Source organism: Tabrizicola soli (genome assembly GCF_015999335.1).
GTDB classification, from domain to species: Bacteria; Pseudomonadota; Alphaproteobacteria; order Rhodobacterales; family Rhodobacteraceae; genus Tabrizicola; species Tabrizicola soli.
Map to the genome: position 1 here is coordinate 224,256 of NZ_JAEACP010000002.1, position 14,206 is coordinate 238,461.

The following is a 14,206-nucleotide window of genomic DNA, read 5'->3' on the forward strand; positions in this document are numbered from 1 at the left end:
CCCCCGCCACGGGACGCCATTTTTTTGAAAAATCATTTCATAAATCCAATAAATCAAAAATACCCATACTTGTCAGTATCTTCCGTTTTTCATATCCTGAACCGAATTTTCACCATCCGGGAAAAATTCCATGCACTCCCCCCGCAAGGCCCGTGGCCGCCCACGCGACTGGAACGACGACCCCAACCAGAACACCATCAAGTCGCTCGACCGCGCGATGGATGTGTTCGACTATCTCAGCCAGGCCCAGGGCAAGACGCTCTCTGCCCTGGCCGAGGAGCTGGACCAGTCCCCCGCCACGATCTACCGCATCCTCACCACGCTTCAGACCAAGGGCCTGGTCGAATTCGACGCCCAGGAACAGCTCTGGCACATCGGTCCCCGCGCCTTCGTCATCGGCGCGCGCTTCCTGCGCCGCACCAGCCTTGTCGAGCGTGCCCGCCCCGTCATGCGCCGCCTGATGGAGGACACCGGCGAGACCGCCAACCTCGGGATCGAGCGGGAAGGCGCGGTCCTCTTCCTCTCCCAGGTAGAGACCCATGCCTCGATCCGCGCCTTCTTCCCGCCCGGCACGCTCTCGCCCATGCATGCCTCGGGCATCGGCAAGGCCCTCCTCGCGCAGATGGAGGCCGAGCGGCTGGAGCGCTGGCTCTCCGCCCGCCCCCTCCAGGCCTTCACCGAACGCACGATCACCGACCCCGCCGCCCTGCGCGACAGCCTGCATCAGGTGCGCGCCCGGGGCTTCTCGCTGGATGACGAGGAACGCAACGACGGCATGCGCTGCATCGCCGCGCCTGTCTTCGACGTCAACCGCGAGGCGGTGGCCGGGCTTTCCGTCTCCGGCCCGACCAGCCGGATCAGCCTGCGCCAGCTCGACAGCCTCTCGCGCCCGGTGATCGAGGCCGCCGCCCGGCTCACCGAAGCCATCGGCGGCGCCCCTCCGGACTGAAGGCGGGACACAAAGCCGTGACTGCGGCATGGTTGCGCATTGCCCCCGCCGCCCGCAGGCGCAAGACTCCGCCCGACGACCTGCATCCGAAGGCATGACCATGACCCACCTCAGCCGCCGCACCGCCCTTCTGGCCCTTGCCGCCTCCGGCCTCGCCTTCCGCCCCGCGCTGGCGCAGGCCGCGCCGATGCTGCGCGTCGTCAAGGACCCGAACTGCGGCTGCTGCGAGGCCTGGGTCGAGGTTCTGCAGTCCGAAGGTTTCACCGCCGAGGTCGAGCTGATGGAATTCGATGCGCTCCAGGCCCACAAGGCCGCAAGCGGCATCCCCGCCGGAATGGTCTCCTGCCACACCGCCCATGTCGAGGGCTATGCGCTGGAAGGCCATGTCCCGGCGGCCGACATCCGCCGCCTTCTCGCCGAACGGCCCGAGGCCGTGGGCCTTGCCGTGCCGGGGATGCCCTACGGCTCGCCCGGCATGGGTCCCGAGACCGAGCGCGAGGCCTATGACGTCCATCTGATCCGCAAGGACGGCACGACCGAGGTCTTCAGCAGCTACGCCGCCGCCTGACCGGCAAGGCGCGGCGTTCAGTCCGCGTCCCCCGCCACCTGGCTGAGGACCGAGCCGCGCCCGCGCAGCCGCATCAGCATCGGCACCAGCAGGAACACCGCCGAGATCCCCAGCAGCACCGCCGAGACCGGGGTCGAGATCAGCGTGCCCCAGTCGCCCTGCGCGATCGCCAGCGCCCGGCGCAATTGCTGCTCCGCCATCGGCCCCAGGATCAGCCCCACCACCACCGGCGCGACGGGATAGCCGTAAAGCCGCATCCCATAGCCCATGACGCCGAACAGGATCAGCATCCCCAGTTCCACCGGCGAGGGGTTGACCCCGATGGTTCCCAGCGTGGCGAACAGCAGGATGCCGCCGTAAAGCCAGGGCCGGGGGATCGACAGCAGCTTGATCCAAAGGCCGATCAGCGGCAGGTTCAAGACCACCAGCATGACGTTGGCGATCAGCAGGCTGGCGATCAGCCCCCAGACCAGTTCCGCGTTCATCACGAACAAGAGCGGCCCCGGCTGCAATCCGAACTGCTGGAACCCCGCCAGCATGATCGCCGCCGTCGCCGTCGTCGGCAGGCCCAGCGTCAGCAAGGGCACCAGCGTCCCGGCGGCCGCGGCGTTGTTCGCCGCCTCCGGCCCCGCCACGCCCTCGATCGCGCCATTGCCGAACTCCTCGGGGTGCTTCGTCAGCTTCCGCTCGGCCGCGTAGGACAGGAAGGACGCCACATCCGCGCCGCCCGCGGGCATCGAGCCGATGGGAAAGCCGATGAAGGTCCCGCGCAGCCAGGCCTTCCACGACCGCCGCCAATCCTCGCCCGTCATCCGGACCGAGCCCTTGACCTTGTGCATCCCGTCCGGCGGCTGCAGCGTCGCCGCCACAGCCAGCGCCTCGCCGATGGCGAAAAGCGCGACCGCCAGCGTCGTGGTCTCGATCCCGTCCATCAGTTGCGGCACGCCATAGGTCAGCCGCGCCGCCCCGGTCAGCCCGTCGATCCCCACGCAGGCCAGCGCCAGCCCGATGAACAGCGAGGTCAACCCCCGGAGCGTGCTGTCCCCGAAGGTCGCCGAGACGGTGACGAAGGCCAGCACCATCAGCGCGAAATACTCGCGCGGCCCCAGCATCAGCGCCAGCTTCACCACCTGCGGCGCGAGGAAGGCCAGAAGCAGCGTCGCGATCAGCCCCGCCACGAAACTCCCGATCGCCGCCGTCGCCAGCGCCGGTCCCCCGCGCCCGGCCCGCGCCATCCGGTTGCCCTCGATCGCGGTGACGATCGACGCGCTCTCGCCCGGCGTGTTCAACAGGATCGAAGTCGTCGACCCCCCGTACATGCCCCCGTAATAGATCCCCGCGAACATGATCAGCGACCCGGCCGGGTCCAGCCCATAGGTCACCGGCAGCAGCAGCGCCACCGTCAGCGCCGGCCCGATCCCTGGCAGCACGCCCACGGCGGTGCCCAGCGTCACGCCCACCAGCGCATAGAGCAGGATCATCGGCTCCAGCGCCGTCGACAGGCCCTGCAGCAGCAGCGAAAAGCTTTCCATCGCCCTATCCCCGGAAGATCAGCAGTTCCAACGGCCCGCCCGGCAGGTTCAGCTTCAGAACCCGGTCGAAGACCCCGTAGATCACCAGCGCCAGCACGAAGCCCACGGCCACCGCCTTCCACAACGGCCGCTGCCCGAAACCCCGCGCCGTCATCCCGAAGAGAAGCGCGCCCGAGATCACGAAGCCCACCACATGCAGCAGCGCCAGTTGCAGGCCCAGCCCGCCCAGGATCCACATCACCGGCGCCGGGGCCTGCCGCGGCGGCCTCGGCAGATCGCCGCGCAGGCCCGCGATCCCCGTCATCACCGCCAGCCCCAGCAACCCATAGGCCACGATCCGCGGCACATCCGCCGGACCCACGCCCGCATAGCCCCCGTCCTGCTTCAGCCCCGCCGCATCCAGCAAGAGCATCGCCGCCAGCCCCGCCAGCCCCGCCGCAATGACGAACGCCGCCCACCTGGGGCGGCGTTCCGGGGGGAACCCCTGGCTCATTTCACCAGACCGATGTCGCGCAGCACGGCCTCGGTCGCCGCGATGTCGGCATCCAGCTGCGCCGCAAAGGCGTCGCCCGCCAGATAGGTATTGGTCCAGCCCTTGTCGGCCAGCATCTTGGTCCAGCCCGCGCTCGCGTTCAGCTTCTCGATGTCGCCCGAGATCTTCGCCACCTGCTCGTCGCTCAGCCCCGGCGCCGCCGCGACCATCCGCCAGTTCTCGACCACCACGTCGAAGCCCGATTCCTTGATCGTCGGCGCGTCGATCCCCTCCAGCCGCTCGGCCGAGGACACCGCCAGAAGCCGCATCGTCCCGGCCTTGACCTGCTCCTGGAACTCGCCGACCGAGGAGACCCCCGCCGTCACCTGGTTGCCCAGGATCGCCGCCATCGCCTCGCCGCCGCCCGAGAAGGCGACATAGTTGATCTTCGTCGGGTCGACCCCCGCCACCTTGGCCAGGAGACCGACCAGGATATGGTCCGTCCCGCCCGCCGAGCCGCCGGCCCAGCTGACCGAGCCGGGATCGGCCTTCATCTTCTCGACCAGTTCGCCCAGCGTCTGGATCTCGGAGGCGGCCGGGACCACGATCGCCTCGGTGTCCCCGGTCAGCCGCGCGATCGGCGTCACGTCCTTCAGCGTCACCGGCGCGGCATTGGTCAGGATCGCGCCCACCATCACATAGCCGCCGACGATCAGCTTGGTCGGATCGCCCGCGCTGTCGGCCACGAACTGCGCCAGCCCCACCGTGCCGCCCGCGCCGGGAACGTTCACCACCTCGACCGAGGGGGCGATCCCCTCCGCCTGCAGGACCTCCTGCATGGCCCGCGCCGTGCCGTCCCAGCCGCCGCCGGGGTTGGCCGGGGCAATGATCGTGTAGTCCTGCGCAAAGGCCGGAACCGCCAGCGCAGCCGCAAGGGCCGCGCCAAGGAACGCGTGTTTCATCTGTCTTCCTCCCATGGGGCGGCACGGGGCCGCCAGACCTCCCCGGGGCTCCCCCGCCCCGGAACGCCCTTACAGAACCACGGCAACCTGTCACCAACCTGACATGTTCCGCACCTACTCATGGCTCTCCAGCGCCTTGCGCCATTCCGCCAGCACCCGCGCCCGGCTGGCCGCGTCGAGATAAGCCAGAAGCCCCGGCGAGACCGGGACCGGCCGCAGCCGCGCGCCCAGCGCCTCCTGCATCGCCGCCGCGCTGTCCTTGCCCGCGACCTCCAGGCTGACGGCGGGCAGCCGCAGCCGCTCGGCCAGCACCGTCTGGCCCTCGCGCGACATCAGGAACTCGAGGAAGGCCTCGCCCAGATCGGGCGCCTCCGCCGCCCGCGGCACCAGCGCCACCCGGCTGACCACCACCACATAATCGCGCGGCAGCACCAGCCCCAGGTCCGGCAGCCGCAGCGTCTGGTCCGCCGCATAGGACCCCAGCACGTTGTAGCCCAGCTGCAGCCGGCCGGCGTTCACCCCCTCGATCACCTCGCGCGAGGTCGGAAAGACCTGCACCCCCGCCCGCCCCATCGCCTGCACCAGGGGCCAGAGGTCGGCGAAATGCTCCTGGTCCCGCATCAGGAACAGATAGCCCACCGCCGAGCGCGCGATGTCATAGGTCCCCACCGCCCCCTTCGGCGCCGTCGCCAGCCAGTCGATCAGCGCCGCCCGCGTGTCCGGCGGTCCGTCCGGGAACGAGGGCTTGTGGTAGACGATCACCGCCGGCTCGAAGGTCAGGGCGAAGACCATGTCGCGCCAGCCCGCCCAACCGGGCCAGTCCTGCGCGCCCGGGACCTGCACGGGGCGCGCATAGCCGTCATTGGCCAGCTTCACCGTGACGTCCATGGCCGAGGAGAACACCAGGTCCGCCGTCGCCCGCCCCGCATCGGTCTCCGCCGTGACCCGCTCCGCGATCTCCCCGGTCAGCAGGTCCTCATAGCGCACCGCCACATCCGGGACCCGGCGCTGGAAAGCCTCGATCAGCGGCCGGGCAAGGGGGGAATCCAGCGAGGAATAGACCACCAGCTCCCGCCCGCCGCCCTCCGGCGCGGGAAAGACCACGACATCCCCCCTGGCGGGCAGGGCGAGGCAGAGGAGCAGGGCGAAAGGCAGGCGCATCGCGGCAGCCTACCGCATCGCCTGCGTCCCGACACCCTCCTCGTTCGACTTCGTCTCCTCGTCGGAGAGGAGCGGCAAGAGAGACAAGCGCGCTCCCCACCCGCGAGGAGGGACGACGTCACCGACGAGCACGCCCGCCCGCAAGGGGGGATGGGCACCCCCTGTCCCGGCCGAGCCCCCTGATTCGCCCGTCATGGTTAACCTCCACCGGACCCGGCCCGCGTCTGGACAGTTGCCAGACGGGGGCCAGACGGATGCCAGACAGGTTCCGCCCTCGCAAACCCCAGGATTAATGCTGCGACTCCAGATGCTTGCACCCCCGGCCCGCCCGTCCCGGCCGTGGCCCCGTTAACCCTTCCGCAACCCTCCCGTCCGCCTTACCCTCCCCCGATGCGAATCCTGCTTGTCGAGGACGACCTTCCCCTGGCCGAGGCGCTGACCACGCTGCTTCTCGGCGCGGGCTATGCCGTGGACGTGACCCACGACGGCCTCTCCGCCGAGGCGCTGGCCGGGGCCGAGCGGTTCGATCTGGTGATCCTGGACCTGAACCTGCCGGAAAAGGACGGGCTCTCCGTCCTGCGCTCGCTTCGGGCAAGGAAGAATCCCGTTCCGATCCTGATACTTACGGCGCGGGGCGAGCCCGCCGAACGGGTGGCGGGCCTCGACCTCGGAGCCGACGACTACATGGTCAAGCCCTTCGACGTCCGCGAATTCGAGGCCCGCGTCCGCTCGATCCTGCGCCGCCAGGCGGGCCTGCACGCGGCCGAGCTGCAGATCGGCGCGGTCCGCTTCGACATGACCGCCCGCCGCTTCAGCGTCGGGGAGGAGGAACTCGACCTGCCCGCGCGCGAGTTGGCGCTGCTGGAGCTCTTCTTCCTCCGCGCCGGGCGGGTGGTCGGAAAAGAGGCGATAGTTCAGTCACTTACCTCGCTCGACGACAGCCTTTCCGACAATGCGATCGAGCAATACGTCAGCCGCCTCCGCCGCCGCCTGCAGCCGCACGGCCTGACCCTGCGCACCGCAAGGGGGCTTGGCTACATGCTGGAACGCCCGGCCGAGCATGGCTGACCACCCCGCCTCGCTCCGCCGCTCGATCCTGGCCTGGCTCCTCCTCGCCACCGCGGCCATCGGCATCCTCGCCCTTATCGACACCCGGATCGAAGCCCTGCGCACCGCCCGCGAGGTCTCGGACCGCGTCCTCGTCGGCTCGGCCATGGCCATCGCCGAGGGCGTCACCGTCGATGCCGAGGGCGGGCTGGCCGTCGCAATCCCCTTCTCCGCGCTCGACATGCTCTCCTCGACCGCGCAGGATCAGGTCTTCTACCGGGTGGACGGGCCCTTGGGAATTCTCACGGGTTATCAGGACCTTGCGCCAGCCTCCGTTGCAGCCGGGCAGGAAACCGGCCTCGCCGACGGCACCCATGGGGGCATCGCCGTGCGCACCGCGACGATCCTGCGCGAGCTGACCAGCGGCGAGGGAAGTCTGCCCTTCACCGTCACCGTGGCCGAGACCACCCGGGCCCGCGACGCCCTCGCGCGGTCCATCCTCACCCGTTCGGCGCTGCGCATCGCCGGGTTGATCGCCGGGGCGGCGCTGGTGGCCTGGGCGGCGGCGACCTATGCGCTGCGCCCGCTGGACCGGCTGTCGCGCGCGATCGCCTCGCGGGCGCCGCACGACCTGACGCCGATCGCGACCGATGCCCCGGCCGAGCTGCGCCCGGTGCTGGACGCGCTGAACGGCTTTCTGGCACGGCTGCACAAGGCCATGGCAGCATTGCAGAATTTCGCCGGCAACGCCAACCACCAGATCCGCACGCCGCTGACCGTGGCCCGCACCCAGCTTGCCGTGTCGATGAAGACCACAGGCCGGCACGAGGCGCTGGACAAGGCCGACGCCGCGCTGGTCCGCATCGAGCGCGTGCTGGAACAGGTCCTCCTCCTGGCCCGGGTCGAGGCGACCGGGGCCCGTCCCGCCTTGGCGAAAGTGGACGTCGCCGCGCTTGCGCGCGAGGTGACGGCCGAGCTGATGCCGCAGGCCCTGCGGCTGGGCAAGGATCTTGGCTACGACGGCCCCGACCACGCCCCCGCCGCCTCGGAGGAGATCCTGCTGGGAGAGCTTTTGCGCAATCTCGTTGACAATGCGTTACGGCACTGTCCGCCGGGGACGCTGGTCACGGTCCATTGCCAGTCTTCCGGCAAGGGCCTGCGGCTTTGCGTGACGGACAACGGGCCGCCCCTCTCCGGGACCGAGTTCGCGGCCCTTTCGGCGCGGCTCGACCCCGCGACCGGCGCGGCGGGGCCGCGCAGCGGGCCGCATGGGCTGGGCCTGAGCATCGTCGCCGAAATCGCCCGGGCCCTGCGGACCCGCGTGCGGGTGGAACGCGCAGGCGACGCGGGAGGGCTGGAAATCTCGGTGCTGCTGGCGGGGACGGACTGAAGGGTCAAGCCTTTGCTCAGGCCCGATTTTCCGGCTTCAGTTCCGGACGGGGACGGCCCGCCAGCTCGACCGCCGCATTGGCCCCGATGCCGGTCATGCAGAGCAGCCGGACGATGACATGGTCCAAGGCGCTGGTGGGCAGTTGCCCGGTGGTGATCGCAAGGCTTGCCCCGATCAGGGCATGGCTGGTCAGCCGCCAGACCAGCTCGGCATTCGAGATCTCGAACCGCCCCGCCTGCGAGGCAAGCCGCAGGTGGCGGATGGCAAAGGGGCCCATCATGCGGAACAGGGCATCCGCGATCACCTCAGAGCGATGCAGCATCTGCGCCCAGCGGACGTCCTGCGTCGCGGCCCCGGCCCGGTGGCGGGCGGCCCGGCGCGGCGGCGGTGGGAGTTCATGGTCCTGCCGGGCGAATCGGCGCATGAGATGCAGAAAGCCGAGCGCGCCTGGGAGCTGCTGGCCCCCTGGGGCCTGACCCCGGACAATGCCGAGCTGGAGCGCAGCGCCGTCTACCGTTTCCAGGCCCGCTGGGCCCGGCAGTGGAACAAGGGCCGCTGCCTGATCGGCGGCGACGCGGCACATCTGATGCCACCCTTCGCCGGCGAGGGCATGTGCGCCGGCATCCGCGACGCGGTGGCGATGGCCTGGCGGCTGAACGGGATCCTGGAGGGCAGGTTCGGGCTGGAGGTGCTGGACAGCTACACCTCGGAGCGCATCGAACATGCCAAGCATTACATCGGCTTCAGCCAGGAGCTGGGCCAGATCATCTGCATCGCGGATGACGAGGTGGCGGCCGGGCGCGACGCACGGATGATGGCGGACCTTGCCGCGCGGGGCATGACCCCGGTGCCGACCGACATCTGCCAGCTGGGCCGGGGCGCCTGGTGCGGCGACAGCGCCCATGCCGGACAGCTTTCGGTACAGGGTCTGGTCGAGGCGGGCGGCAAGCGCGACCGTTTCGATCAGGTCGTGGGCCAGGGCTGGGTGCTGCTGGGCCACGGCTCCGACCCCCTTGCCGCGCTGACCGAGGCGCAGCGCCGCGACTTCGCCGCGCTGGAGGGGATCGCGGTGCGCCTTGCCGCGCCGGGCGGCGAGGGGGATGTGGTGGATGCCGAGGGCACGATCGGCCGCTGGCTGGACCGGATCGGCGCGAAATACGTGCTGATCCGGCCGGATTTCTACGTCGCCCTCACTGCCGACAGCGCCGAGCAATTGCAGGCCCGCTTCGCCAGGGTGACCGGCGCGCTGCACCTGTCGCGGCCCGCCGCCATGGCGGCCGAGTGAGCCCGCCATAACGAAAAGACATAGTGCGGCCGGGGGATCTGATCAAAGCCGGAGAATCGCCGGTGTAGCATCCGGGCAGCACAACGGATCCGCCCCTCGGGAGGGAGGGGCGGAACCCGCATCGGAACCAGGGAGGAATGGACATGATCACGCGACGCAGATTGCTGAAGACCGGCGCGGGCTTTGCCGCCGCAAGCGCCTCGGGCCTGGCGATGCCGGCCTATGCGCAAGGAAAGAAACTGAAGATCGGCTATGTCAGCCTGCAGACCGGGCCCTTGTCGGCCTTCTCGGCCGCCGACGGCTTCATGGTCGAGAAGTTCCTCGCCGCCGCGCCCGGTCGGGGGCTGGAGGTCGAGGTCATCGTCAAGGACAGCCAGTCGAACCCGAACCGCGCCGCCGAAGTGGCGAAGGAGCTGATCAGCCGCGACGAGGTGAACCTGATCCTCGTCGCCTCGACGCCCGAGACGACGAACCCGGTCTGCTCGATCGCCGAGCAGGAGGAGATCCCGGTGATCTCGACCGTGGCGCCGTGGCAGCCCTGGTTCATCGGCCAGCAGGGCGACCCGGCCGATCCGGCCAGCTGGCAGGCGTTCGACTATGTCTACCACTTCTTCTGGGGGCTGGAGGACAACGTCGCGGTCTTCACCAACATGTGGAACTCGGTCGAGAGCAACAGGAAGGTCGGCGCGCTGTGGCCCAACGACGGGGACGGCAATGCCTGGGCCTCGGATGTGGGGATGCCGCCGGTGCTGGCCGCGCAGGGCTATGAGCTGACCGATCCCGGCCGCTACCAGAACCTGACCGACGATTTCAGCGCGCAGATCAATGCCTTCAAGCAGGCCGGCTGCGAGATCATGACCGGCATCCCGATCCCGCCGGACTTCACGACCTTCTGGACCCAGGCCAAGCAGCAGGGCTTCAACCCCAAGCTGGTCTCGGTCGCCAAGGCGCTTCTCTTCCCCGAAAGCGTGGCCGCGCTGGGGGACCTGGGCCACAACCTGACGGCCGAGGTCTGGTGGTCGCCCGCGCATCCGTTCAAGTCGAGCCTGACGGGCGAAACTGCGGCCGAGATGGCGGCGGCCTTCGAGGCGGCGGCGGGGCGGCAGTGGACCATGCCGGTGGGCTTTGTCCATGCGCTGTTCGAGGTCGCGGCGGATGCGATCGCGCGGACCGGGGACCCGACCGACGGCGACGCGCTGGCCGAGGCGATCGGGGCGACCAACCTGGATACGGTCGTGGGCAAGGTCCAGTGGGACCGCGACAACGTGCCGGAATTCGCCCGCAAGAACATCTCGAAGACTCCGCTGGTCGGCGGGCAGTGGCGCAAGACGGAGGACGGCAGCTTCGATCTGGTGATCGTCGAAAACGCGCTGGCCCCCGAGGTTCCGCTGGGCGGCACGCTGGAAACGCTGGCCTGACCCCCTGCCCCGGCGCGGCCGGTGCCGGGGCCATCCTTTCGACAAGGCGAGATCATGGCGATTCTCTCCCTTCAATCCGTCTCGAAATCCTTCGGGGCGCTCAAGGTCAGCGACTCGGTCAGCTTCGAGGTCCAGCCGGGCGAGGCGCTTGGCATCATCGGGCCCAACGGCGCGGGGAAATCGACGTTGTTCAACCTGATCACCGGCAATATCGCGCCGGACCAGGGCAAGGTGCTGCTCGACGGCCGCGACGTGACCCGCCTGCCGCCGATGGAACGGGTGCGGGCCGGGATCGGGCGGTCGTTCCAGATCCCGCAGCCCTTCGTGCATCTGTCGGTCTATGAGAACCTTCTCGTCGCCGCCCGTTTCGGCGGCGAGGTCGGGGCGGCCGAGGCCCCCGGTTTCTGCATGGATATCCTGGCGCAGACGGGTCTGGCGGCGGTGGCGGAAAAGCCCTCGGGCGGGTTGCCGCTGTTGCAGCGCAAGCGGCTGGAACTGGCCCGCGCCATGGCGACAAAACCGCGCGTGATCCTGCTGGACGAGATCGCGGGCGGGCTTACGGATGCGGAATGCGGGGAACTGATCGCCACGATCAAGGCGATCCATGCCGAGGGCACCGCGATCATCTGGATCGAGCATGTGCTGCATGCGCTGACCTCGGTCGTCGGGCGACTGATGGTGCTGAACTTCGGCCGGATGCTGATGATCGGCGCGCCGGATCAGGTCATGGCCTCGCCCGAGGTCAGGGAAATCTATCTGGGAATCGAGGCATGAGCGCGCTTCTGCAAATTGCCGGGCTGACCGCGCATTACGGCGACTTCCAGGCGCTGTTCGGCGTGGACCTGACGCTTCAGGACGGCGAGACCCTTGCCGTCATCGGCGCGAACGGGGCGGGCAAGACCACGCTGATGCGCGCCATCACCGGGATCGCGAAGGTCACCGCCGGCACTGTCACGCTGGCCGGAGAGGACATCACCCGCCTGCCCGCGCCCGAGATCCTGACCCGGGGCATCGCCATGGTGCCCGAGGGGCGGCGGCTCTTTCCCTCGCTGACGGTCGAGGAGAACCTGCTGATCGGGGCGCATGCGCGCAAGGGCAACGGGCACTGGACGCTGGAGAAGGTGCAGGCGCTATTCCCGATCCTGAAGGAGCGGCGGCACAATCCGGGCACCGCTCTGTCCGGCGGGCAGCAGCAGATGGTGGCGATCGGCCGGGCACTGATGAGCAATCCGCGCGTCCTGCTGTGCGATGAGCTTTCGCTGGGCCTCGTCCCGGTGGTCATCAAGGAGATCTATGCCGCCTTCCCCCGGATCAAGGCCAGCGGCACCTCGATCATCGTGGTCGAGCAGGACATCGGCCAGGCGCTGCGGGTGGCCGACCATGTCCACTGCATGATGGAGGGGCGGATCACGCTCTCGGGCCGCCCGGCCGAACTGTCGCGCAGCGCGATCCACGACGCCTATTTCGGAGTGAGCCACGCATGATGCTGATCGACACATTGGCGCAGGGCCTGCTTCTGGGCGGGCTCTACGCGCTGTTCGCGGCGGGGCTTTCGCTGGTCTTCGGGATCATACGGCTGGTGAACCTGGCGCATGGCGACCTGATCATCCTAGGGGCCTATCTGATCCTGACCGTCACCACCATCACCGGCCTGCATCCTTTCGTGGCCGTGCTTCTGGCCGCGTCGCTGATGTTCGGGCTGGGGTGGCTGTTGCAGACGCATCTTCTGAACCGGGTGCTCGGGGCCGACATCCTGCCGCCCCTGCTGGTCACCTTCGGCCTGTCGGTGGTGATCCAGAACGGGCTTCTGTCCGGCTTCACCGCCGACAGCCGGAAGCTGGCCGCAGGCGCCATAGAGGCGCAGTCGGTGGATCTTGCAGTGGTCACGCTGGGGGTGATGCCGCTGCTGACCTTTGCCTCGGCGGTGGCGGTGATCTTCGCGCTGAACCGGCTGTTCTACCGCACCGCGCTGGGGCGGGCGTTCCGCGCCACCTCGGACGACGCGGTGACGGCGGAGCTGATGGGGATCGGGCCGCAGCGCATCTTCGCCGGGGCGACCGGGATCGCGCTGGCGGTGGCGACCATCGCGGCGCTGTATCTGGGGACGCGGGCGAACTTCGACCCCTCGATCGGGCCGGCGCGGCTGCTTTACGCCTTCGAGGCGGTGATCATCGGCGGGCTGGGCAGCCTCTGGGGCACGCTGGGGGGCGGGATCGTGATCGGGATGGCGCAGGCGCTGGGGGCCTCGGTCAACCCGGAACGGCAGATCCTGTCGGGGCATGTCGCCTTTGTCGTCGTCCTTCTGCTGCGCCCGCGCGGCCTTTTCCCCCGCGCAAGCGACTGAGGTGCAGCCATGACCCCTTCCCGTCCCCTTGGTCTGATCGCCGCCTTTGCCGCGCTGGCCGTGCTTTACGCCCTGCCGGCCATCGCCCCCCGCGCGCTGGTGCAGGACCTGTTCGGCGTCCTGACGCTGCTGGTCCTGGCGTTGAACTGGAACACGCTGGCCGGTTTCGCGGGCCTCGTCTCGGTCGGCCAGCAGGCCTTTGTCGGGATCGGCGCCTATGCCATGTTCGCCGCCATCATCCTGATGGACCTTAACCCGCTGGTCGGCGTGCTGATCGGAGGCCTTGCCGCCGCCGCCTTTGCCCTGCCGATGGCCTTTTTCGCCTTCCGCCTGAACGGCGCCTATTTCGCCATCGGCACCTGGGTCGTGGCCGACATCGCCCGGCTGGGGATCAGCCAGTGGAAGGCGCTGGGGGGCGGCACCGGCACCTCGCTGCCGAAGGGGACGGCCAAGGACATGGCCTTCGTCGACCGGATCAAGGCGGCGCTGGATGTGTCGAGCGCGGCGGCCGCCGATGCGCTGACCTACTGGCTGATGCTGACGCTGGCCGTGGCGATGCTGGTGGCGGGTCATGTCTTCCTGCGCAGCCGCATGGGGCTGGGGCTGCAGGCGATCCGCGACAACGAGACTGCGGCACGGTCGGTCGGCGTCGATCCGGTCAGGCTGAAGGCGCTGGTCTTCCTGCTGACCGCCTTCGGCACCGGGCTCTGCGGCGCGCTGGCCTTCATCCAGATCACCCGGGTCACGCCGGATGCCGCCTTCTCGGTCATCGACTGGACCGCCTTCGTGATCTTCATCACCGTGATCGGCGGCATCGGCACCCTACCGGGTCCCATCGTCGGGGCCGTCATCTTCTATGCCCTGCAGCGCCTGCTGGCCGATTATGGCACGATCTACCTCATCGTGCTGGGCTGCCTCGGCATCGCGGTGATGCTGTTCGCCCGCCGCGGCCTTTGGGGCGTGTTCACCGGCCGCACCGGCATCGACCTGCTGCCGCTGACCCACCGCCCACCGAAATCCGCGGCCCCGCAGCCGCAAGCTTCCCGCCGCACCGCCTGACGCGGCCATCGAGGACCTG

The 14,206-nt window shown here is 69.4% G+C and carries 15 protein-coding genes; 10 read left to right on the forward strand and 5 right to left on the reverse strand.

All coding sequences use genetic code 11. The features are described 5' to 3' along the window. Window positions 1-130: 130 nt before the first annotated feature. Both bhcR and I7S92_RS03030 read left to right on the forward strand, forming a co-directional pair. On the forward strand, window positions 131-949 hold the full coding sequence (gene bhcR, locus I7S92_RS03025; protein ID WP_197641991.1) for an HTH-type transcriptional regulator BhcR: 819 nt from the start codon (window positions 131-133) through the stop codon (window positions 947-949). A 94-nt stretch (window positions 950-1,043) separates the two neighbouring features. After that, window positions 1,044-1,517 carry a DUF411 domain-containing protein gene (locus I7S92_RS03030; protein WP_197641992.1) on the forward strand — a complete coding sequence of 158 codons (474 nt, stop codon included), beginning with the start codon at window positions 1,044-1,046 and terminating at the stop codon, window positions 1,515-1,517. A 17-nt stretch (window positions 1,518-1,534) separates the two neighbouring features. Here I7S92_RS03030 and I7S92_RS03035 read toward each other — a convergent pair whose 3' ends face one another. The 4 genes from I7S92_RS03035 to I7S92_RS03050 form a co-directional block, all read right to left on the reverse strand. Beyond that, the gene (locus I7S92_RS03035; RefSeq protein ID WP_197641993.1) at window positions 1,535-3,049 is read right to left on the reverse strand and encodes a tripartite tricarboxylate transporter permease; all 1,515 of its coding nucleotides are present in this window, start codon (window positions 3,047-3,049) and stop codon (window positions 1,535-1,537) included. A 4-nt stretch (window positions 3,050-3,053) separates the two neighbouring features. Further along, the gene (locus tag I7S92_RS03040; RefSeq protein ID WP_197641994.1) at window positions 3,054-3,542 is read right to left on the reverse strand and encodes a tripartite tricarboxylate transporter TctB family protein; all 489 of its coding nucleotides are present in this window, start codon (window positions 3,540-3,542) and stop codon (window positions 3,054-3,056) included. After that, the gene (locus I7S92_RS03045) at window positions 3,539-4,483 is read right to left on the reverse strand and encodes a tripartite tricarboxylate transporter substrate binding protein (RefSeq protein ID WP_197641995.1); all 945 of its coding nucleotides are present in this window, start codon (window positions 4,481-4,483) and stop codon (window positions 3,539-3,541) included. The genes I7S92_RS03040 and I7S92_RS03045 overlap by 4 nt, the downstream gene beginning before the upstream one ends. Window positions 4,484-4,597: 114 nt before the next feature. Then, window positions 4,598-5,644, reverse strand: coding sequence for an ABC transporter substrate-binding protein (locus I7S92_RS03050; protein ID WP_197641996.1), 1,047 nt, complete (start codon window positions 5,642-5,644; stop codon window positions 4,598-4,600). Window positions 5,645-6,034: 390 nt separating this feature from the next. Here I7S92_RS03050 and I7S92_RS03055 point away from each other — a divergent pair, with 390 nt between their 5' ends. Together I7S92_RS03055 and I7S92_RS03060 are read left to right on the forward strand one after the other, a co-directional pair. Continuing rightward, window positions 6,035-6,712: a response regulator transcription factor gene (locus I7S92_RS03055; RefSeq protein WP_197641997.1), complete on the forward strand. Its 678-nt coding sequence runs from the start codon at window positions 6,035-6,037 to the stop codon at window positions 6,710-6,712. Next, window positions 6,705-8,081, forward strand: a complete 1,377-nt coding sequence (locus I7S92_RS03060) for a sensor histidine kinase (protein WP_197641998.1) — start codon at window positions 6,705-6,707, stop codon at window positions 8,079-8,081. Before I7S92_RS03055 ends, I7S92_RS03060 begins: the two co-directional genes overlap by 8 nt. Before the next feature lie 16 nt (window positions 8,082-8,097). Here the strand turns inward: I7S92_RS03060 and I7S92_RS23095 are convergent, their stop codons facing one another. Continuing rightward, window positions 8,098-8,403, reverse strand: a complete 306-nt coding sequence (locus I7S92_RS23095; RefSeq protein WP_242070041.1) for a hypothetical protein — start codon at window positions 8,401-8,403, stop codon at window positions 8,098-8,100. Here I7S92_RS23095 and I7S92_RS03065 point away from each other — a divergent pair. The 6 genes from I7S92_RS03065 (at window position 8,395) to I7S92_RS03090 (ending at window position 14,187) form a co-directional block, all read left to right on the forward strand. Further along, window positions 8,395-9,366 carry an FAD-dependent monooxygenase gene (locus I7S92_RS03065; RefSeq protein ID WP_242070042.1) on the forward strand — a complete coding sequence of 324 codons (972 nt, stop codon included), beginning with the start codon at window positions 8,395-8,397 and terminating at the stop codon, window positions 9,364-9,366. The genes I7S92_RS23095 and I7S92_RS03065 overlap by 9 nt on opposite strands. Window positions 9,367-9,509: 143 nt before the next feature. Next, complete coding sequence (locus tag I7S92_RS03070) at window positions 9,510-10,784, forward strand: ABC transporter substrate-binding protein (protein WP_197642000.1); 1,275 nt, start codon at window positions 9,510-9,512, stop codon at window positions 10,782-10,784. A 54-nt stretch (window positions 10,785-10,838) separates the two neighbouring features. Further along, window positions 10,839-11,558 (forward strand): ABC transporter ATP-binding protein, encoded by a 720-nt coding sequence (locus I7S92_RS03075; protein ID WP_197642001.1) that lies wholly within the window; start codon window positions 10,839-10,841, stop codon window positions 11,556-11,558. After that, on the forward strand, window positions 11,555-12,268 hold the full coding sequence (locus tag I7S92_RS03080; RefSeq protein ID WP_197642002.1) for an ABC transporter ATP-binding protein: 714 nt from the start codon (window positions 11,555-11,557) through the stop codon (window positions 12,266-12,268). The genes I7S92_RS03075 and I7S92_RS03080 overlap by 4 nt, the downstream gene beginning before the upstream one ends. Beyond that, window positions 12,265-13,128, forward strand: a complete 864-nt coding sequence (locus tag I7S92_RS03085; protein WP_197642003.1) for a branched-chain amino acid ABC transporter permease — start codon at window positions 12,265-12,267, stop codon at window positions 13,126-13,128. Before I7S92_RS03080 ends, I7S92_RS03085 begins: the two co-directional genes overlap by 4 nt. 9 nt (window positions 13,129-13,137) lie before the next feature. Next, window positions 13,138-14,187, forward strand: coding sequence for a branched-chain amino acid ABC transporter permease (locus I7S92_RS03090; protein WP_197642004.1), 1,050 nt, complete (start codon window positions 13,138-13,140; stop codon window positions 14,185-14,187). The last annotated feature ends 19 nt before the right edge of the window (window positions 14,188-14,206 follow it).

Excerpts from the sequence above, each read along its gene's own strand:
- I7S92_RS03045 (WP_197641995.1), bottom strand. The coding sequence starts at position 4,483 with ATGAAACACGCGTTCCTTGGCGCGGCCCTTGCGGCTGCGCTGGCGGTT.
- I7S92_RS03075 (WP_197642001.1), top strand. The coding sequence starts at position 10,839 with ATGGCGATTCTCTCCCTTCAATCCGTCTCGAAATCCTTCGGGGCGCTC.
- bhcR (WP_197641991.1), top strand. The coding sequence starts at position 131 with ATGCACTCCCCCCGCAAGGCCCGTGGCCGCCCACGCGACTGGAACGAC.
- I7S92_RS03055 (WP_197641997.1), top strand. The coding sequence starts at position 6,035 with ATGCGAATCCTGCTTGTCGAGGACGACCTTCCCCTGGCCGAGGCGCTG.
- I7S92_RS03030 (WP_197641992.1), top strand. The coding sequence starts at position 1,044 with ATGACCATGACCCACCTCAGCCGCCGCACCGCCCTTCTGGCCCTTGCC.
- I7S92_RS03080 (WP_197642002.1), top strand. The coding sequence starts at position 11,555 with ATGAGCGCGCTTCTGCAAATTGCCGGGCTGACCGCGCATTACGGCGAC.
- I7S92_RS03035 (WP_197641993.1), bottom strand. The coding sequence starts at position 3,049 with ATGGAAAGCTTTTCGCTGCTGCTGCAGGGCCTGTCGACGGCGCTGGAG.
- I7S92_RS03090 (WP_197642004.1), top strand. The coding sequence starts at position 13,138 with ATGACCCCTTCCCGTCCCCTTGGTCTGATCGCCGCCTTTGCCGCGCTG.
- I7S92_RS23095 (WP_242070041.1), bottom strand. The coding sequence starts at position 8,403 with ATGCTGCATCGCTCTGAGGTGATCGCGGATGCCCTGTTCCGCATGATG.
- I7S92_RS03040 (WP_197641994.1), bottom strand. The coding sequence starts at position 3,542 with ATGAGCCAGGGGTTCCCCCCGGAACGCCGCCCCAGGTGGGCGGCGTTC.
- I7S92_RS03065 (WP_242070042.1), top strand. The coding sequence starts at position 8,395 with ATGCAGCATCTGCGCCCAGCGGACGTCCTGCGTCGCGGCCCCGGCCCG.
- I7S92_RS03060 (WP_197641998.1), top strand. The coding sequence starts at position 6,705 with ATGGCTGACCACCCCGCCTCGCTCCGCCGCTCGATCCTGGCCTGGCTC.
- I7S92_RS03085 (WP_197642003.1), top strand. The coding sequence starts at position 12,265 with ATGATGCTGATCGACACATTGGCGCAGGGCCTGCTTCTGGGCGGGCTC.
- I7S92_RS03050 (WP_197641996.1), bottom strand. The coding sequence starts at position 5,644 with ATGCGCCTGCCTTTCGCCCTGCTCCTCTGCCTCGCCCTGCCCGCCAGG.
- I7S92_RS03070 (WP_197642000.1), top strand. The coding sequence starts at position 9,510 with ATGATCACGCGACGCAGATTGCTGAAGACCGGCGCGGGCTTTGCCGCC.